We start from the raw sequence: 18,831 nt of genomic DNA on the forward strand, positions 1-18,831 counted from the left end.
AGGGGTGTAATTAATAAAATGAGTTTTTGGCAGAGTAATTTGAACAGATTTAATATTTTTGATTTAATTGTTATCGCCATGTTATCATCTCTTGGAATCGCAATAAAACCTATTATTGCACCTTTGAGTCATATTCTTATAGGACCTCTTCCAATACCTCCCGGTGCGGTTACGGGCGGTATTTATATGTTGTGGCTGGTGTTGGGATTTGGTATAACTAAAAAAAGAGGCACAATGACACTTATGGGATTGGTTCAAGGTATTTTGGTCATGTCTGTGGGTTTATTCGGATCACAAGGAGCGTTAAGCATAATAACTTATACCATGCCGGGACTTGTGGCAGATATTGTAATGCTGCTTATTGGGCACAGAGCTTGCTGCATGATGTGTTCGTTTACAGCAGGAATGACTTGTAATGTTGTGGGAACGTTAATGGTCAATTTAACTAATTATCGATTCCCTTTATTCCCTTTGTTATTGAGTTTAGGTCTTGCAGCTTTATCAGGCGGTATTGGAGGTATAATAGCGTATAAAATAATAGAGCAGATATCTAAATTAAAAGAACAAGGCTGGGAAATGAATGAAGAGTGAGACAAAAAACAATGCTGTAGTAATCAGGGGACTTACATATCAGTATAGAATAAATGGTTCTATTGTTTTAAAAAATATAGAATTTTGTATACCAAAAGGAGAATTTACATTAGTTACGGGTCTTAGCGGCTGCGGAAAAAGTACCCTTTGCCTTTGTATCAGTGGAGCAGATGAACTTATGAATCCGGATGGTATATTAACAGGAGAAGTTATCATAAACGGAAAAGATATACATAAGATAAATGCAGCAGAACGTGCTTTGGAAGTTGGGATTGTATTTCAAAATATGGATACACAGCTTTTTTCATTTACAGTTGAAGATGAGATTGCATTTGCTCCTGAAAATCTTTGCCTGCCTCCTGAAAAAATCAAAGAAAGGGTAGATTATTTATTAAATCTTTTAGGAATTGAATATCTAAGAGAATCGCATCCTCACAGGCTTTCAGGGGGAGAGAAAAGCTTAGTGGTACTAGCGGCGGTTCTGGCACTTGATCCTCCTGTAGTAATTATGGATGAAGTTATGTCACAGTTAGATAAAAAGAGTAAAATGAGGGTTATTGATGTAATCAGGATGCTTTGTGATATGGGTAAAACTATTATCGCTGTTGAGCATGACATTAAAGCAATTGAATCTGTACATCATATTATGGTATTACAAGATGGTAAACTGAAATCTTTCAGGGATCTAAACGGAGAGGATAATACGTGTCATATATAGAATTAAAAGATGTAAGTTATTTTTATCCCCATGAAGAAAAGATAGTTTTATCTGAAATTAATTTAAAAATTAAAAAAGATGGAATAACAGCACTCATTGGTTCTAATGGAAGTGGGAAAACTACTCTTACAAAGGTTATAATGGGGATTATTAAGCCGTGCAATGGAGAAATATTCCTAGATGGACAAGCTGTAACTGATTATACACTGGCACAGGTGGGTCAGCATATTGGATATGTTTTTCAAAATCCTGAAGTCCAGTTGTTTTGCAGTTCAGTAGGTGAAGAAGTGGGTTTTTCTTTAAGGAATCGGGGTTATCAACCTGAACTTGTAAAGGAAAAGGTTGACTTTTATTTGGACTATTTTGATCTGAAAAAATATAGGAATACTTTCCCTCTGCATTTAAGCCAGGGAGAAAAACAACGGATCGCCATAGCTGCTGTTCTGGCTAATGATTCGGATTTTTTAATACTTGATGAGCCTACTACCGGTCTTGATGGTTTACGTAAAAAAAAGCTGGAAGAATATCTTAAAAAAGCAGCGCTACTTGGCAAGGGTGTTTTATTGGTCAGTCATGATGAAAATTTTGTAGGAGATCTAGCACAAAGGATTGTGACCATGGAAAAAGGAAAGATTACAAGTGACGTTATATTGAAAGGGGTTTTAGGCAATGAAGCTTGATCCTCGTACAAAAATGGTTATAGCAGTTTGTATCTCCTCATTAGCTGTTATTTATAATACGCCAGACAAGCTTTTTTTCCTGCTTTTACTAACTATGTTATTGCTGCTTGTTTTTCGTATTAATTTAAAATCAGTATGGGGCAGCCTAAAACCCTTTTTATTTATGGTTTTTAGTCTTTTTTTTATCCAATGTGTATTTATACGAAGTGGCAGTTCACTTTTAACTATTGGAAATGTAACGATTTTAACAAGTGGTGGATTATTACAAGGAGTGGGAGTTGCTTTAAGAATAATGATACTTGTCGCAGTGGTACTATTACTTACAACTTTCAGTTCAAGGGAATTTATTTTGGGACTGACACAATGTAAACTTCCTTATGAACTGGTTTTTATGGTCTCTTTAGCTATTCGTTTCCTGCCGCTTTTTAGGGATGAAGCAGTAAATACATTTACTGCACTACAGCTAAGAGGAGTTGAATTGAAAAAGATAAAATGGGGAAGAAAAATAGAAATTTATATTCATTTGCTTCTTCCTTTAATCTATGGAGTATTGATTAAAGCTAGACAAATGGCTGTTTCAATGGAAAGTCGAGGATTTAGAGTATATCCAAAACGTACCTATATGAAAAAATTGATATTATCCTCTTTAGATATTTCAGTAATGCTCTTATCTTTTTCAGTTACGCTTATACTTATTGTTATTTATATAAAAGAAAGCTTTTAGGATAGATTAGGTCATAAGGAGAAATATTATGAAATCACTCATTTTTGTATGTAAGAAGCTAGGCTTTTTTAACTTATCATATATACGAAAATTTTTTGCTGCTTTTATGGCTGTGACTTTACTTGTTGCCTTACTGTGGTCAGCAGATATAAATGAAGTAAGAGCAGTTTGCGGAAGTACAGGTCTTCCTTCAGATACGTTGACTATAAAGGTAGGCTATTTTGGTGGTCCTTATTATACAAAAAAGGTATATACAATTACAGATTTTGATAAACTTCCGCAGGTACAGCAAGCTTATACTTACATTGATAATTTGCCAGCTATCTGCGTTGATTCGGCAGAAGGTGTAAAGCTGTCAGATTTATTGGAAGATGCGGGAATTGATATAAATTCAATACAGAAATTATATTTTTATTCCACGGATATAGAAAATGGATGGTATCAGTGTCTTGATAAAACTTATTTGTTTGATACACCACGTTACTATTATCCTAACCTTCCGTCAAAATGGAATTATGATACTCAGTCTGCTCCGCCGGAAGCAATAGCCGGTGCAGTGCAGGTAGATACAATAATGGCTTATAAAGATAATTGGCAAAGGTATGCCGATACTCCGGATTTTAGCAACTTTGACACTTCAACAAGATTTAGGCTGCTTTTTGGTCAAGTGGGCACAAATGAACATAATGCATCTATGTCGGCTAAATGGGTACATTCAATTGAAGTAATGCTTGGTGGTATGCCGCCTTCAAATATTTCTTTAGATCAAAATAATATAAATCTCAAAGTAGGCAGCACGTTGCAACTAACTGCAACGGTAGCTCCCGACGATGCCACAGAAAAAAGTGTTAATTGGAGCAGCAGTGATACAGATGTGGCTACAGTTGATAAAAATGGTGTTGTTTCAGTAGTTGGAGATGGTACTGCCACCATTACGGTAAGTACAGTAGTCGGTGATATAGCAGCAACTTGTATTATAAATGGTCCGAAGAATAGTTCTAAAGCAGGCATTACAACTGCCGGTACTGATGGCTCAAAAAAAGATGCCCAAGAGGTTAGTGGTGAACAGCTTAAACTTATAGAAAAGATAGATTCACCAAAAAAGGATGATAATTCATCAAGCAAAGAAGAAAAGAAAGATTTATCAGAAAGTAAATTGCTCACTGCTGTTAATTCTACTAAGATTTCATCCGATAAGCAAGGAGGTATTCAGCCTTGGCGTATTTATGAGATGTCAGCAGATGCAGTACCTTTACAGAAGCAGAAAGAATCGAAAATTCCAAGCATTTGCATAGCCGCAATATTTATAATGCTGTTTACAGCAGGAGCAGTAAAGAAATATTTGATTTATTTAAGGGAAAACTAATAAATTTTATAAAAAAGTATAGATTATGCAAATTTTTTATAAGTATGTTGTCATGGCAACATACTTTTTTATATTTATATGTTAAATTATAAAAAAACTATTAGTTCCTGATAAAAAGTTTAGCAGCAAAAGGAAATAATAAATAATGAAAAATTGCCGTATTATAATATAATTCTTATAATTTCATTATGTATCCTTACTAATGATTTTGCAGCATTAAGTATGTAACCTTCAAAATTAATATAGCCGAAAACCTTAAAAATACAATAATTAATATCAGTCAGTTTTTTATCAAAGCCTCAAATACGGCAAATTTTTTCATCATTAGATGAGATCTATACTATCAAAGAAGAAAAGATGCAGCTTTTCATTTAGTTACATTTTCCAGAGTAAATAGTAAATAAATTTACTAAATTATTAAAGCAAAACAGTTAGATAAATTTTGGGAAAGACATATAAAAGATACTATGATATTATAATGCTGTAATCATAGTAATTGAATTAATTTACAAAATGCTTATAGAATTTTTGTAAGAATAACGATATAGAGATAATTAACGATATAAATTAAACTTGGAGAATAAGAAATTAGGTAAAACTTTATGCATATTTTTTTATCAGGTATCCCTGGTGTGGGAAAATCTACAATAATAACAAGTATAACAGAAAAACTGCCAATAGAAATTAATGGTTTTTGTACACTGGCAGAGAAATTTGAAAAATGCAGTTCCTCATATGTTTATATGTACAATATTATTAAAGGCAATAAAGACAGCAGAGTTGCTGTAGCGTACAGATATGGTGATGGACGTTTTAAAGGTTACAAAGAAGCTTTTGACGATTTTGGGAGCAAAACTCTTTCAAATTTAGAAGGGTCAGACCTTATTATAATGGATGAACTGGGATTTATGGAAAATGAAGCAAAAATATTTCAAGAAAAGGTTATAAGCGTTTTAAATGGAAACATTCCGGTATTAGGTGTAATTAAACCAATGAATACTGAATTTCTAAATCGCATAAGAAACCATAAAAAAGTAAAAGTATTTGATGTAAATGTTGAAAATAGAAATAATTTAAAGGAAGAAGTCTCAAAATATCTTTATGAAAGCCTTAATGGAAAAAATATATTATAATCTACATCTTAAGAAAATTTGGCTTAAAATTATTTAAAAGGACCAATTATAAAAATTCCAAATTTCCTTGTTTTAGGAAGGTAATAATAACCTTCTTTTTTTATTAAATTTTTATTTAGATACTCTTTAGCATAATTTCTATCAGATATATTATAATAATGACTTATAAAATTAAAAGCGTCTTCAATTTTATCAAAGGGTTGCCCAAATTCGATTTCATCTTTCATAAGTTTAAAAGGTATTTTTTTCTCTGTTAAAAATTCTGTTACATTATCAACTGTTTCTCGGTTATATGTAGCTAAATCTTCATTTGATACTTTGTCTTTTCGGTAGGTTTGAGGTAAAATAGCTATTATATATTTAGAGGCAATTGATTTAAGTAAAGACCAATCGTTTAATATTGCACCAAAATAGCTTAAAATTACCACATCAAATACCTTTTCTTTACAAAGCTTCCTCCAATCTCCGCATGAAGTATTTATATTTTTTATTGAATTTTTTTCTAAATATGTATTCATAAAGTCAATGGCTTCCGGACTTATATCAATGGAGAGAACTTCTTTAGCTTTTTTTGCAAGCTCCATAGAAAGGAAGCCTAAGCCACATGCAATTTCACAAATTCTATCACTTTTTTCTATATATTCTAAAATCGGAATACTTAATTTTGAAAAATATTGTGTCTTTTTATTTGCATTCATATACCATTCAATAGTTTGATCTTTCCAAATCAGCATTTTAATAATTGTACGATGTATTTAAAACCAAATACACCAATACTCTCCTTCCATTTCAATTATAATTAATCTGTAATTTTAATTTTTAAATATTTTAAATGATTTCTTCCCTTTATAATTATTATATATTTTTTATTACTTTTATATCTGATTCTGTTAATAATTATTACAAGAGTATAATTTTAATTAAAAACCAGTTGGTTTTAATTAGTTATAATTATAAATAATTAGTCAATATTTGTAAAGTATAAAAATTAAATATTATACCTTGAAAATATAGGTCAAAATATTAATTGGTATTTTTACGCTTTAAAGATATAAAGATTCCAACGGTACATACACAGGTAAATACTATAAAAGAAATATGCATTGTGGAAATAAGCATTTCAGGAGTGGCTTTTGCAAGAGGTATAGCATCCATTTTTAAAGCTACAATAAATGTTACTACTGCCATGCTAGATGTATGACCAATAGAACGCATAGTTGCTAAAATAGAGGATGCAACTCCATAATTTTCTTTCTCCACACAAGCCATAACTGCATTGGTATTTGGTGAAGAGAAAAAGGCAAAACCAACACCCATAACAATTAAGTTAACTATGATAAGCCAAAGAGGATAATCTTTTGATATGAATATAAATGAAAACAGTCCTAAGGCACATAATGCCATACCAAATGATGCCAGCTTAAAAGGTGAAATCTTATCTGACAATTTCCCGGCATACGGGGATAAAACTGCCATAAGAAGTGGTTGACTAATTAAAATTAATCCTGAAATTTGTGAATCAAAGCCCATAATCAATTGAAGATAAATAGACAGTAAATATCCCAGTGCAAAGGTTGCTCCATAATTTAAAAGAGCTGCTATATTTGAAAAAGTATAGCTTATATTATGGGCAAATAATCGAACTTCAATAATAGGATATTTTGTTTTCAGTTCATGCATTACAAATAAAATAAAAAGTACTACACCTGATATTATTAAATATTTTGCAAACCATACAGATGTAAATGAGGAAAAACCGTACATAATTGTTACAATCATTGTCATGTAAAGAATATTTCCTAAAAAGTCTATACCTTGACCACTTGCATCTTTAATTGATTTTGGAAGATATTTTATGGCGATTATAAATACTGTTATACTTATTAAAAATGTAACTGTAAATATAGAACGCCAGCCGAAGTGATGATTAAGCATACCACCAATAACAGGACCGGCGGAAAGACCTATATAAGTGGAAGCTATAGAATATCCTAAAACTTTACCTCTTTTTTCTGAAGGGAAAGCACTTATTAGAACAGCGGTATTTGTACTGAAAATCATAGCTGCACCAATACCTTGAACAATTCTGAACAGAAGAAGGATTTTAATAGACCATGCGAAAGCAGCAGCACATGAACAAAGTGCAAATATTAATATCCCAATAACTAGAATTCTTTTACGATTAGTTAAGTCAGAAATTCTGCCAAATGGTACAGACAAAGTTGCAGATGCCAGCATATAACCTGTTATTATCCAGCCAATAAAACTGGCACTTGCATGAAATTCAGTGCCAATAGTGGGAATCGATAAATTTAAAGCGCTTCCTGTAAATGTTGTAATAAATGATGTAATAATTACAACAAATAAGGTCGCCAGTTGATGGTTAGTGGGAGAATTATTAATCTCTAAATTATTTTTATTTTCATTTGTTTGTTTCATATAAGCTAAAATCCTTTTATAAAATAGTATAATGTATAGTATGTGAATATTTTAGTAAATAAATCAATAAAAATTTTTATACTTTATGACATGGTAAATAAATACTGTTATAATTATATAATAAAACAATAATAAATGTAATTATTTAGATATATTTTAATTTTAATATACTTACTAAAGAGAAAGGAATAGAAGATGAAAAGAAAAATAGTATTTATGTTTGTAAACGGAAGTATCGAAGAGCCTCAAAGAACGGTTATGCAAGTTGGAGAAAATGGAGAAATGATTACTGTAGGAGTAGCAAATTATGACATGGCTTGCGTAGAGGCAAAAAAACTTGTAGATGAAGGAGCTTTAGTAATAGAACTTTGCGGAGGATTTGGAACGATAGGTCATGCTAAAGTTACGGAAGCAGTTGAAGGAAAGTTACAAGTAGGAGTAGTAAGATTTGACAATCATCCCGGTTACGATGGAGCTTCAGGTGATTCAAAGTGGATGTAAAATATTTTAAATTTATTTAATAATATGATTTTTAATTAGTTAGAATATAATATTTTCAGATAATTAGGTAGATGTCAATATTTTTAGATTGACAAAATGAATATGCAATGCTAACATATTTATAAACTGTTGACGAGGGAGTTAAACTGTAAAACGATCTAACAGCGAATTCGGATTGGTGGAAGCCGAACAGATGACGATACAGCAAGTGGGCCTCTGAGGGTGAAGCGAAAGGGTTTATCTTAGTAGCGGAGACGCTGGCCAGCGTTATAGGGCTGAGGGTGTGATGGCACTCTGCAAAGAGGATATGCAAAAGTATATCAAACAAGGTGGTACCGCAGGTTAACACTTGTCCTTGAATATGGGATAAGTGTTTTTTTATTTGAATTATTTTTTACCATATTGATGGGATATCAAAGAAAATACATTAATAATTAACAGGACTTAAAGTATTAAGCTGTCAATATATGCAAATTGAAATCTTGTTTGGCATTGATTTTATTGACTGGACAGTATTATTAAAGTGATATCTATATTATACTAAATGCAGAGAAAACCCTTTTCATTTATTTTTTATTAAATTACATATAATATGTTTTGTGCAAACAAAAATAAACAAACAAAAAAGGAGAAAAAAATGAAAAAGATAGCAGTATTATTAATGGCAGTTATGCTAATGACAGTTGTATTTACAGGATGTGGAGGAGAAGATGTCCCAAATACAGATAATAAAGATAAGGTAGCTTCAGATCTTCCTACTATAGGTATTGTTCAGATTGTTGAACATCCATCATTAGATACAATTCGTGAAAATATTATAAAACAACTTGTAGATGAAGGCTTTATTGATGGGGAAACAGTAAAAATTGATTATAAAAATGCTCAGAATGATACAAATAATTTAAAGACTATATGTCAATCATTTACAGCAAATAATTATGATTTGATTATTGCCATTGCAACACCATCAGCTCAAGCAGCCCTTGGTGAAACTACAGAAATTCCAATCGTTTTTTCAGCTGTAACTGACCCTGTAGGAGCAAAACTTGTAGACAGCATGGAAAATCCGGGAGGAAATATAACAGGTACTTCTGATGCGGTGTCAGCTTCTAAAATTATGGATTTAGCTTTACAGATAACACCTGATATTAAAAAAATAGGTGCCATATATAGTACAGGCGAAGTAAATTCTGTATCGGTTATAAATGAACTTAAACAATATGCCAAAACAAAGGACATTGAAGTTGTTGAAGCAACTATTATGAACAGCAGTGAAATTCAACAGGCTGCACAATCTTTAATTGGTAACGTTGATGCAGTATTTTCTCCGATAGACAATACAGTTGCTTCATCTATGCCTACTATTGTAGACGTTTTAAATAAAGCAAAAATTCCTTATTATGTTGCAGCCGATTCAATGGTGGCAGATGGAGGTTTAGCAACAGATGGTGTTAATTATGTGGCACTTGGAAAAGCAACAGGCAGTATGGCGGCAGAAGTATTAAACGGAGCTGATACAGCAACTATGCCGGTACAAGTTATGTCAGATACACAAATTTATATTAATAAGAAAACAGCAGATGATATTGGTATTAAAATTCCAAAAGAAATTTTAGAAAAAGCCACAGATTTATCAGAATAATTTATATTTAAATTATCTGATGCTAGATAAACTTGGAGGAAATTATGTTATTAACCTTTGCAGCGTTCATGGGTTCTTTGGAACAGGGAATGATTTATGCAATATTAGCTTTGGGAGTATTTCTCTCATTCAGAACATTAAATTTACCGGATTTAACAGTAGACGGCAGCATCGTAACAGGTGCTGCTGCTTCTGCTGTAATATGTAGTATTGGCGGCAATCCTTTGTTAGGATTGCTTTTAGCATTTATATGCGGTCTTTTGGCAGGTACTGTAACGGCATTATTGAATACAAAATTAAAGATTCAGCCTCTTTTAGCGGGCATACTTGTAATGTTTGGACTATATTCGATTAATTTGAGAATTATGGGAAGCAGACCTAATATACCCCTAACAAGAAGTGATACTTTATATAAATGGGCAGAAAATTCATTACATATAGAATATCCAAAATTGATTATGGGTGTTGTTATATTGGCAATTATTATTATCTTATTTTTTTTCTTCTTAAAAACACGAATTGGCTTTGCACTTCGTGCTACTGGAGACAACGAAGATATGGTGAGAGCTTATGCAATTAACAGTGATGGAATGAAAGTATTGGGACTAGCACTTTCAAATGGATTTGTTGCACTTGCAGGAGGAATGCTGGCACAATATCAGTCTTTTGCAGATGTAACTATGGGAACAGGTATGGTTGTAATCGGATTGGCTTCAGTAATATTAGGCGAAGCTATTTTTGGCACAAAATCATTATTAAGAAGGTTAATTGCTGTTTCTTTAGGTGCAGTAGTATATAGATTAATAATAGCGCAGGCATTTAAATTAGGTCTTCCAACTAGTGATTTAAAGTTAGTGTCGGCTGCAATTATAACGATAGCATTGGCTGTTGGAGCATTCGGTGGAAACTTCTCCTTGAACTCGTTATTTGCAAAAAAGGAGGCAAAATAATATGCTTAAAATAGAAAAAATGCATAAGACCTTCGGCAAAGGCACAATAAATGAAAAAGTTGCAATAGATAATATTGATTTTAATTTGAGACCGGGAGATTTTGTTACTATAATAGGAAGCAACGGTGCGGGTAAATCAACTCTTTTAAATTGTATATCGGGAGTATTTCCCATAGATAAGGGCAAAATTATTTTAGATGGTAAGAATATAACAAGACAGCCGGAATTTAAGAGGTCAAAATTCATAGGAAGAGTTTTTCAAGATCCTTTGAAGGGCACAGCTTTTGATATGACAATTGAAGAAAACTTATCTATTGCATATAATAAAAATAGTTTTCGAGGACTTCAATCCGGAATAAATAGGAAACAAAAAGAAGTTTTCAGGGAGAAATTAGCTTTACTTGGCATGGGTCTTGAAGATAGGATGAAACAGAAAGCAAAACTTTTATCAGGAGGTCAAAGACAAGCACTTACCTTATTTATGGCAGTTATCTCTAAACCAAAGCTTTTACTTTTGGATGAACATACGGCTGCACTTGATCCGGGAGCAGCTAAAAAAGTTCTTGAATTAACAAATAGATTTTCGAAAGAACCAGGTCTTTCTACTATGATGATTACACATAATATGAAAGATGCCCTTCAGTATGGAAACAGAACTATACTAATGAAGGAAGGTAAGATTGTTATGGATATTTCAGGTGATGAAAGAGCAGATATGACAGTAGAAAAACTTATTGAACAATTTGAAATTGACAATGACAGAATGTTATTATAATGGTATAATTGAAAAAAATTAAACATAATTTATTTGAAGACGATTAATCTTCTGAGGTGGATTGGTTTAATTGATCATTATTAAATATATTATAAATTAAATTTTATCATAATAGGTTTAATAATATCAGATTGAGGTATAATTATTATATATAAATTGGAATTATAGTTACATTTGGAGGTAAGAAAAGATGGAAAATATGATTAAATTAACTAATGATAATTTTGAACAAGAAGTAATGAATTCTGAAGTTCCGGTAATCGTTGATTTTTATGCTGATTGGTGTGGACCTTGTAAAATGGTAGGGCCTGTTCTTGCTGATTTAGCCGCAAAATATGAAGGCAAAGCAAAAGTTTGCAAGATCAATATTGATGAAGAACGTAAGCTCGCAATAGAACATAAGGTAATGAGTATTCCTACTTTGTTTTTTATTAAGAACGGAGAAATAAAGGAAAGAATTACAGGTGCATTACCACAAAGAGATTTGGAAGAAAAAATAAAAGCATTAGTATAATATTAAATCTCCTTAGTTTAATAAGGAGTTAAGGGGGATTTCTAATGTTTTCGTTTGGATTTTTCAATATGCCTAATCTTATAACAGTTCTTTTTATTGTAAATATTGTAATTGCTTTAACAATTATTTTTCTTGAAAGAAAGAACCCTTCGGCAACCCTTGCTTGGATTATGATTTTATTTCTTCTTCCTATAGTAGGGATTGTCTTTTATTTTTTGTTTTCGCAAAATATTGCCAGAAAGAAAATTTTTAAATTAACTAAATATGAAGCTGAAGTATTAGGAGGGTCTCTCCATGAACAGACTAATAGTATGATTAATGGAAGTTTTGAATTTACAAATAAAGAGTCAAAAAAATGGTATGATATGATCAGACTCAATCAAACAAATGCTTTAGCTTATTTCACACAAAATAACAGCATTTCCATTATTACTGATGGAAAGCACATGTTTAATAGTTTACTAGAAGACATTAAAAATGCAAAGGAAACTATAAATATTACATATTATATTGTAAAATATGATAGTGTGGGAAGAACTTTAATTGATGCTCTTATTGAAAAGGCAAAAGAAGGAGTTGAAGTAAGACTTCTTTTAGATGCCATGGGGAGCAGGCAGATAAATGAGAAAAGATTACAGGATTTTATTAATGCAGGTGGTAAAGCTGCATTTTTTTTCCCACCTAAATTTAAATGTTTGAATATGAAATTAAATTACAGAAATCATAGAAAATTAGTTGTAATAGATGATGAAGTTGGCTATTTAGGTGGATTTAATATTGCCAATGAATATTTAGGTAAGGTAAAGAAGTTTGGATATTGGCGTGATACTCATTTGAAGTTAACAGGAGGCTGCGTTCAGGACATGAATGCCAGATTTATTTTAGACTGGCGTTTTGCATCTAAAGAAAAGTTGGTAATGGCGCAAGCTTATTATAACGAACCTAAAGAAGTGGGAATTACAGGTATTCAAATTGTGGCTTCAGGCCCGGATTCCCCAAGAGAAGAAGTTAAACAGGGCTATCTAAAAATGATTTCTTCTGCAAAGAAGAATATATATATTCAAAGTCCTTATTTTGTTCCTGATGCCAGTATTATGGAAGCTCTGAAAACAGCTGTATTATGTGGAGTAGATGTAAGAATTATGATACCTTGTATGCCGGATCATATGTTTGTATATTGGGCAACGTATTCTTATGTAGGTATTTTAGCCAACTTAGGGGCAAAAATTTATATTTATGATAATGGATTTTTACATGCTAAGACTATGGCAGTGGATGGCGAAGTCGGGTCAATAGGGTCTGCAAATTTTGATATCAGAAGTTTTCGTTTGAATTTTGAAGCTAATGCTTTTATTTATGATGCTGAAGAAGTCTATAAATTAGAATCTATTTTTGAAGAAGATATGATAAAGTCCCATGAACTTACAAGATCGCTATACAGAAACAGGCCACTTATAGTAAAATTTAAAGAATCTGTCTCAAGGCTTTTATCTGATTTATTGTAAAACAATTATTATTATAATTTGTGTTATATTTTTTTATTGTAATTTAATTGAATGAGTAAAATTTTGATAATAACTTGATTACACTACAAAATTTTTATATAATATTCACATTATTACTTGGGTGAAAGGAGAAGTAGAAATGTATTTCAATAATATGGACAAGGTTGATCCTGAAATAAGTGCCGCTATAAAAAGAGAAATGGGCAGACAGGAAAACAAAATCGAATTAATAGCATCAGAAAACTTTACAAGTGCTGCGGTAATGGAGGCGTGCGGAAGCGCTCTTACAAATAAATATGCCGAAGGGTATCCGGGGAAGAGATACTATGGCGGCTGCGAATATGTGGATGAAGCTGAAACTTTAGCAATTGAGAGACTTAAAAAGCTGTTTAATGCAGAATATGCAAATGTGCAGCCACATTCTGGGGCAAGTGCAAATATTGCCGTATATTTTGCACTATTGGAACCAGGTGATACTGTGCTTGGACTGGACCTTTCAAATGGAGGACATTTAACCCATGGAAGCCCAGTAAATCTATCTGGAAAATATTTTAATTTTATACCATATAGAGTGGATAGTGAAACTGAAGTTATTGATTTTGATGAGGTAAGAAAACTTGCAAAAGAACACAAACCAAAGATGATTGTTGCAGGAGCTAGTGCTTATCCTAGAACTATTGAAACTGATAAATTCAGAGAAATTGCAGACGAAGTAGGAGCTCTTTTAATGGTAGACATGGCGCATATTGCAGGTTTGGTAGCAGCAGGACTTCATCCAAATCCAATGGATCATGCACATATTGTTACAACTACTACTCATAAAACTTTAAGAGGACCAAGAGGCGGAGCTATTCTTGCTAAAGAAGAGTTTGGAGCTAAAATAAATAAAGCTATATTTCCTGGAATTCAGGGAGGACCTTTAATGCATATTATTGCAGGTAAGGCAGTTTGCTTCAAGGAAGCTTCTACTCCGGAATTTGTTGAATATCAGAAACAAGTAATTGCAAATGCTCAGGCTTTAGCAAATGAACTTATGGCAAGAGGATTTAAGCTGGTATCTGGAGGAACAGATAATCATTTAATTCTTGTAAACTTAACAAATAAAAATATAACTGGTAAGGAAGCTGAAAAACTTTTAGATGATGCATTTATTACTACAAATAAAAATACTATTCCTGAAGATCCAAATGGTCCGTTTGTAACTAGCGGAATTAGACTTGGTACACCTGCAATGACTACAAGAGGCTTTAAGGAAGCTGAATTTGCAAAGGTTGCAGAAGCAATTGCACTTGTAATTGATAATCCTGGTGATAAAGCTTCAGCGGATAAAGCAAGAGCTATTGTAAAAGAATTATGTGAAGCATTTCCTTTATATAACAAATAAATTTAATTAAAATATCGTGCATTAAAAAATGTTTAGATATGGATTTAACATTAGCATCAGTTTACTGATGCTAAGTTTATTTTGGTAAAGAATAAATAATTAAAGTGTAGGAGATTTCGATTTAAATGGATATTAAGTTTGAAAGTACAGTACCTAAGAAAGAAGATTTTTATCAATTATATGAAACAACAGGATGGAATGGAAGAGTAGGTATATATTCAAAAGAAGATTTATACAATGCCATAGGTAACAGTTGGTATCTTATAGCTGCATACAACGAAGACAAATTTATAGGATTTGGACGTGTTATATCTGATGGTGTATATCAAACATTTATCACAGATGTTATAATTCATCCTGATTTTCAAAGAAAGGGAATTGGCAGTGAAATTGTAAAGCTTCTTATGAAGAGGTGTAAATCAAAAGGTCTGCAATGGATTCAATTGTCTGCAGCAAAGGGGAAGAAAAAATTTTATGAGAAGTTAGGATTTGAGGAAAGAGACTCTGATGCACCTGGGATGCAAATTAGGATATAGTAATTGAACTGGAGAGGAGGCTATGTACAAGCCAGCTCTCATTAGCTTATCTTGAACACAAATAAAATTTGTCTTTAATTATATTTGTAAGAATTTTAATAAATGCTTTTTCCAAGAAGTGATAAAATAAGCTCGCAGGCTAATTCTCCTGTTCTGTTATTATTATCGAGAATTGGATTTAGTTCCACCATATCAAGTGATAAGATTTTGCCGCTTTCAGCGAGCATTTCAGCAGCTAAAAAAGATTCTCTTACTGTTAAGCCATTATAAACTAAAGTTCCTACTCCCGGTGCTTCTTCTGGTGTAATGGAATCTAAATCAAAACTTACATGAATTCCTACGGTATCTGTTCCTGTAACTTCAATAGCTTTTTTAACTATTTCTGCCATACCGAGTTTATCCACATCATGTATTGTAAAAATATTTACACCTGTTTCAACAAGACGTTTTCCTTCCAATTTATCAATATCTCTGCATCCGATTATTGCTACTTTTTTTGGATCTACAAAACAATGTTCTCCGCCAAAATCAACCATGTCGCTGGGCCCTTGCCCGCATACTGCTGAAAGGGGCATTCCGTGCATGTTGCCACTTGGAGAGCTGCTTTCATCATTATAATCTCCGTGAGCATCTATCCATATTACTCCGATATTTTTAAAATACCTGCTGATTGCTGTGACGCTTCCTGCGGATATGCTGTGGTCACCTCCGATGATGACAGGGAAAGCACCGGTCTTTAAGGTATCTGTTACTTTTTCATAAAGTTTTTTATTTGCATCAAAGATTGGTTTAAAGTTTTTTCTCTTTGGATCTTCTGTTTGAGGATCACCGGGAACAATATCACCTTTGTCAATAACATTAAAGCCCATGTTGGTAAGTTTCCCTCCTAGATCCGTATATCTTATGGCTGAGGGACCCATATTAACGCCGCGTTTAGAAGCGCCTAAATCCATTTGCGTGCCGATGATATGTATATTATTAGTTTTTTGTTTCATTGATTCCTCCGTTTAAATTAATAAAAAGATTGATATATAAAATGTTGAATTTAACGTAATCAGTTTATCATATTCTGTTATAAACAACAATATTTACTAAAGCTCACTATTTAGTTTATATTGTATAGTGTATATAAAAATATGTAAGCAAACACTACCATATAAACGGCTAGTATGATATCTTTATTAAGATGGATTATTACAATCTTCATGGATAAAGTTTTGCTTAGGATAAAGTGTAATATAAAAATTAAAAATATTTTAATTTTGCAATTAAGCATTAAATTATCAAAATGTACTAATGAAAATCTTTGATTCTGTAAATTTTACATTTTTAGTTTATAATTGTATAAAAGGGTAAAAGAATATATAGAGTAATATATATTTTGTTTGTTATAAGAATTTTGAAAGGATAATGATATGATAAAATTAGGTTCTCATGTAAAAATGAGAGGAAAAGATATGTTTTTAGGATCAGCAAAAGAGGCAGCTTCTTATGGTGCAAATACATTTATGGTATATACAGGAGCGCCGCAAAATACAAGGCGTAAAAATATTTCTGAGCTTAAGATAGATGAAGGCTGGGATTTTATGAAGGAAAATGGAATAGATGAAATTGTTGTACATGCTCCATATATTATTAATCTTGGCAATGCAGTAAAGCCTGAGACTTTTAAGTTGGCTACAGATTTTTTAACATTGGAATTAGACAGGGCAGAAGCCATGAAAAGCAAAGTTCTAATTGTTCATCCCGGGGCTCATGTGGGAGAAGGTAAAGATGTAGGTGTAAAGCAGATCATAAAAGGTATTAATGAAGTTTTGACTAAAGATACAAATGTTTTTATTACATTAGAAACTATGGCAGGTAAAGGCTCTGAATTAGGTAATTTTGAAGAACTTGCTAAAATTTATGATGGAGTTTCGCATAATGATAAATTAAGAGTTTGTGTTGATACATGTCACTTAAATGACAATGGGTACGATATAGTAAATGATTTTGACGGTGTTATGACAGAATTTGATAAATTGATTGGAAAGGACCAAATAGCTGTTTTTCATATTAATGACAGTAAAAACAAATTAGGAGCTAAAAAAGACAGACATGAAAATATTGGTCTTGGACATATTGGCTTTGAAGCAATTAATTATATTGTGCATCATAAAGATTTTGAATCTGTACCTAAGATTTTGGAAACTCCTTATGTTGCAGCATCTGATGGTAAAACTTTTTTTGCACCATATAAATATGAAATTGAGATGTTAAAAAACGGTAAATTTAATGATCATTTATTAAATGATATTTTAGAGCAAAAGTAAGATATATATAAAGTAGTAATTATATGAGGAGAAATTAATGTTATATTTTTTGCAGGGGCTGACTTTAGGGTTAGCCTATGTAGCACCTATTGGAGTTCAGAACCTATTTATTATTAATTCATCTATAATGAGATCCAGAGTAAAGGCATATCAAACTGCTTTTATCGTAATATTCTTTGATATTACCTTGGCAATGGCTTGTTTCTTTGGAATTGGATTTCTTATGGATCGTTTCTACTTATTAAAGATGATTATTTTATTAATTGGATGTATTGTTGTAATTATAATGGGAATTAAACTTATAACAGAAAAAACCGATTTAGATAATAGTAGGGATGTTAATATCTCCATGGTAAAAGTAATAGGAATGGCTTGTGTTGTGACTTGGTTTAATCCCCAAGCACTTATTGATGGCTCACTTTTATTAGGTGCTTTTAGGGCAACACTTCCTATAGAATCATCCACTAGGTTTATTTTAGGAGTAGCTTGTGCTTCTTGTCTTTGGTTTTTAACTTTGACTACAGTAACTATACTGTTTAGAAAGAAATTCAGCAGCAAGGTTCTTAGATACATAAACATATTATGCGGTATAATAATTTTTGCATATGGATTAAAATTAGGGTGGTCATTTTATAAAATGTTATAATTAATATTACCTTGCTGAAAATAGAAAAAGGATATAAATATACATGGCCATTCTACAAAAGTTATAAGATAAAAAGTTTTAATTACCAATTACTTTTGTGAATTGATCCTCTCATAAGTTAGACCTAAAAATCTAATTTATGGGAGGTTATTTTTTTATTATGTGGAAAGTAACATTTTTGATTTAAAATAATTATACTTTTTCTATATAGTCATATAGAAACAATATACAAAAATAGTCACATTAGCATTTAATAAATTGTATTTTGCATTATTATAGTATTAAAAATTTACATTTGCAAATAGGGATTTTCAATTTAATTTTACTTTAAGAGATATTTTTTATTACATAGATATTTCATAAAAAGCTTGAAAATACAAATGGAAAAAGGAGTATTGCCTTTATTATACAATAT

At 31.7% G+C, this 18,831-nt stretch carries 19 protein-coding genes; 16 read left to right on the top strand and 3 right to left on the bottom strand.

Annotation, left to right across the window (positions count from 1 at the left end; all coding sequences use genetic code 11):
* The first annotated feature begins 18 nt into the window (after positions 1-18).
* The 6 genes from K292_RS0105860 to K292_RS0105885 all read left to right on the top strand — a co-directional run bounded on the left by K292_RS0105860 (position 19) and on the right by K292_RS0105885 (position 5,212).
* A complete protein-coding gene (locus K292_RS0105860; RefSeq protein WP_027399057.1) occupies positions 19-591 on the top strand; it encodes an ECF transporter S component in 573 nt (190 codons plus the stop codon).
* Positions 581-1,309, top strand: coding sequence for an energy-coupling factor ABC transporter ATP-binding protein (locus tag K292_RS16155; protein ID WP_051280415.1), 729 nt, complete (start codon positions 581-583; stop codon positions 1,307-1,309). The genes K292_RS0105860 and K292_RS16155 overlap by 11 nt, the downstream gene beginning before the upstream one ends.
* Entirely contained in the window at positions 1,297-1,989 is a 693-nt protein-coding gene (locus tag K292_RS0105870; RefSeq protein ID WP_027399058.1) for an energy-coupling factor ABC transporter ATP-binding protein, read from the top strand. Before K292_RS16155 ends, K292_RS0105870 begins: the two co-directional genes overlap by 13 nt.
* Complete coding sequence (locus tag K292_RS0105875) at positions 1,979-2,713, top strand: energy-coupling factor transporter transmembrane component T family protein (RefSeq protein ID WP_027399059.1); 735 nt, start codon at positions 1,979-1,981, stop codon at positions 2,711-2,713. The genes K292_RS0105870 and K292_RS0105875 overlap by 11 nt, the downstream gene beginning before the upstream one ends.
* Positions 2,714-2,741: 28 nt before the next feature.
* Positions 2,742-4,079, top strand: a complete 1,338-nt coding sequence (locus K292_RS17770; RefSeq protein ID WP_051280417.1) for an Ig-like domain-containing protein — start codon at positions 2,742-2,744, stop codon at positions 4,077-4,079.
* Between the two features lie 602 nt (positions 4,080-4,681).
* Positions 4,682-5,212, top strand: a complete 531-nt coding sequence (locus tag K292_RS0105885) for a nucleoside-triphosphatase (RefSeq protein ID WP_027399060.1) — start codon at positions 4,682-4,684, stop codon at positions 5,210-5,212.
* A 29-nt stretch (positions 5,213-5,241) separates the two neighbouring features.
* Here K292_RS0105885 and K292_RS0105890 read toward each other — a convergent pair whose 3' ends face one another.
* Together K292_RS0105890 and K292_RS0105895 are read right to left on the bottom strand one after the other, a co-directional pair.
* Positions 5,242-5,910 (bottom strand): class I SAM-dependent methyltransferase, encoded by a 669-nt coding sequence (locus K292_RS0105890; protein WP_207637159.1) that lies wholly within the window; start codon positions 5,908-5,910, stop codon positions 5,242-5,244.
* Positions 5,911-6,235: 325 nt separating this feature from the next.
* Positions 6,236-7,651, bottom strand: a complete 1,416-nt coding sequence (locus K292_RS0105895; RefSeq protein WP_084145909.1) for an MFS transporter — start codon at positions 7,649-7,651, stop codon at positions 6,236-6,238.
* Between the two features lie 195 nt (positions 7,652-7,846).
* Here K292_RS0105895 and K292_RS0105900 point away from each other — a divergent pair, with 195 nt between their 5' ends.
* The 8 genes from K292_RS0105900 to K292_RS0105935 all read left to right on the top strand — a co-directional run bounded on the left by K292_RS0105900 (position 7,847) and on the right by K292_RS0105935 (position 15,458).
* Positions 7,847-8,152 carry a DUF6506 family protein gene (locus K292_RS0105900; protein WP_027399063.1) on the top strand — a complete coding sequence of 102 codons (306 nt, stop codon included), beginning with the start codon at positions 7,847-7,849 and terminating at the stop codon, positions 8,150-8,152.
* Between the two features lie 637 nt (positions 8,153-8,789).
* The gene (locus K292_RS0105905; protein WP_027399064.1) at positions 8,790-9,794 is read left to right on the top strand and encodes an ABC transporter substrate-binding protein; all 1,005 of its coding nucleotides are present in this window, start codon (positions 8,790-8,792) and stop codon (positions 9,792-9,794) included.
* Positions 9,795-9,838: 44 nt separating this feature from the next.
* A complete protein-coding gene (locus K292_RS16165) occupies positions 9,839-10,744 on the top strand; it encodes an ABC transporter permease (protein ID WP_051280420.1) in 906 nt (301 codons plus the stop codon).
* Position 10,745: 1 nt separating this feature from the next.
* On the top strand, positions 10,746-11,519 hold the full coding sequence (locus K292_RS0105915) for an ABC transporter ATP-binding protein (protein WP_027399065.1): 774 nt from the start codon (positions 10,746-10,748) through the stop codon (positions 11,517-11,519).
* A gap of 190 nt (positions 11,520-11,709) precedes the next feature.
* Positions 11,710-12,033 carry a thioredoxin gene (gene trxA, locus K292_RS0105920; protein WP_027399066.1) on the top strand — a complete coding sequence of 108 codons (324 nt, stop codon included), beginning with the start codon at positions 11,710-11,712 and terminating at the stop codon, positions 12,031-12,033.
* 44 nt (positions 12,034-12,077) lie between these two features.
* Entirely contained in the window at positions 12,078-13,538 is a 1,461-nt protein-coding gene (cls, locus tag K292_RS0105925) for a cardiolipin synthase (protein ID WP_027399067.1), read from the top strand.
* Between the two features lie 139 nt (positions 13,539-13,677).
* On the top strand, positions 13,678-14,922 hold the full coding sequence (locus K292_RS0105930; protein ID WP_156900482.1) for a serine hydroxymethyltransferase: 1,245 nt from the start codon (positions 13,678-13,680) through the stop codon (positions 14,920-14,922).
* A gap of 125 nt (positions 14,923-15,047) precedes the next feature.
* Positions 15,048-15,458 carry a GNAT family N-acetyltransferase gene (locus K292_RS0105935; protein ID WP_027399069.1) on the top strand — a complete coding sequence of 137 codons (411 nt, stop codon included), beginning with the start codon at positions 15,048-15,050 and terminating at the stop codon, positions 15,456-15,458.
* A gap of 95 nt (positions 15,459-15,553) precedes the next feature.
* Here K292_RS0105935 and rocF read toward each other — a convergent pair whose 3' ends face one another.
* A complete protein-coding gene (gene rocF, locus K292_RS0105940) occupies positions 15,554-16,453 on the bottom strand; it encodes an arginase (RefSeq protein ID WP_027399070.1) in 900 nt (299 codons plus the stop codon).
* A gap of 420 nt (positions 16,454-16,873) precedes the next feature.
* Here rocF and K292_RS0105945 point away from each other — a divergent pair, with 420 nt between their 5' ends.
* The gene (locus K292_RS0105945; RefSeq protein WP_207637160.1) at positions 16,874-17,770 is read left to right on the top strand and encodes a deoxyribonuclease IV; all 897 of its coding nucleotides are present in this window, start codon (positions 16,874-16,876) and stop codon (positions 17,768-17,770) included.
* Positions 17,771-17,807: 37 nt separating this feature from the next.
* A complete protein-coding gene (locus K292_RS0105950) occupies positions 17,808-18,416 on the top strand; it encodes a LysE/ArgO family amino acid transporter (RefSeq protein ID WP_027399072.1) in 609 nt (202 codons plus the stop codon).
* Positions 18,417-18,831: the final 415 nt, after the last annotated feature.

It is taken from the genome of Anaerovorax odorimutans DSM 5092, assembly GCF_000426305.1.
Lineage (GTDB): Bacteria > Bacillota > Clostridia > Peptostreptococcales > Anaerovoracaceae > Anaerovorax > Anaerovorax odorimutans.

Coding starts and splice junctions, on each gene's coding strand:
- K292_RS0105860 (WP_027399057.1), top strand. CDS start 19: ATGAGTTTTTGGCAGAGTAATTTGAACAGATTTAATATTTTTGATTTA.
- K292_RS16155 (WP_051280415.1), top strand. CDS start 581: ATGAAGAGTGAGACAAAAAACAATGCTGTAGTAATCAGGGGACTTACA.
- K292_RS0105875 (WP_027399059.1), top strand. CDS start 1,979: ATGAAGCTTGATCCTCGTACAAAAATGGTTATAGCAGTTTGTATCTCC.
- K292_RS17770 (WP_051280417.1), top strand. CDS start 2,742: ATGAAATCACTCATTTTTGTATGTAAGAAGCTAGGCTTTTTTAACTTA.
- K292_RS0105885 (WP_027399060.1), top strand. CDS start 4,682: ATGCATATTTTTTTATCAGGTATCCCTGGTGTGGGAAAATCTACAATA.
- K292_RS0105890 (WP_207637159.1), bottom strand. CDS start 5,910: ATGAATGCAAATAAAAAGACACAATATTTTTCAAAATTAAGTATTCCG.
- K292_RS0105895 (WP_084145909.1), bottom strand. CDS start 7,651: ATGAAACAAACAAATGAAAATAAAAATAATTTAGAGATTAATAATTCT.
- K292_RS0105900 (WP_027399063.1), top strand. CDS start 7,847: ATGAAAAGAAAAATAGTATTTATGTTTGTAAACGGAAGTATCGAAGAG.
- K292_RS0105905 (WP_027399064.1), top strand. CDS start 8,790: ATGAAAAAGATAGCAGTATTATTAATGGCAGTTATGCTAATGACAGTT.
- K292_RS16165 (WP_051280420.1), top strand. CDS start 9,839: ATGTTATTAACCTTTGCAGCGTTCATGGGTTCTTTGGAACAGGGAATG.
- K292_RS0105915 (WP_027399065.1), top strand. CDS start 10,746: ATGCTTAAAATAGAAAAAATGCATAAGACCTTCGGCAAAGGCACAATA.
- trxA (WP_027399066.1), top strand. CDS start 11,710: ATGGAAAATATGATTAAATTAACTAATGATAATTTTGAACAAGAAGTA.
- cls (WP_027399067.1), top strand. CDS start 12,078: ATGTTTTCGTTTGGATTTTTCAATATGCCTAATCTTATAACAGTTCTT.
- K292_RS0105930 (WP_156900482.1), top strand. CDS start 13,678: ATGTATTTCAATAATATGGACAAGGTTGATCCTGAAATAAGTGCCGCT.
- K292_RS0105935 (WP_027399069.1), top strand. CDS start 15,048: ATGGATATTAAGTTTGAAAGTACAGTACCTAAGAAAGAAGATTTTTAT.
- rocF (WP_027399070.1), bottom strand. CDS start 16,453: ATGAAACAAAAAACTAATAATATACATATCATCGGCACGCAAATGGAT.
- K292_RS0105945 (WP_207637160.1), top strand. CDS start 16,874: ATGATAAAATTAGGTTCTCATGTAAAAATGAGAGGAAAAGATATGTTT.
- K292_RS0105950 (WP_027399072.1), top strand. CDS start 17,808: ATGTTATATTTTTTGCAGGGGCTGACTTTAGGGTTAGCCTATGTAGCA.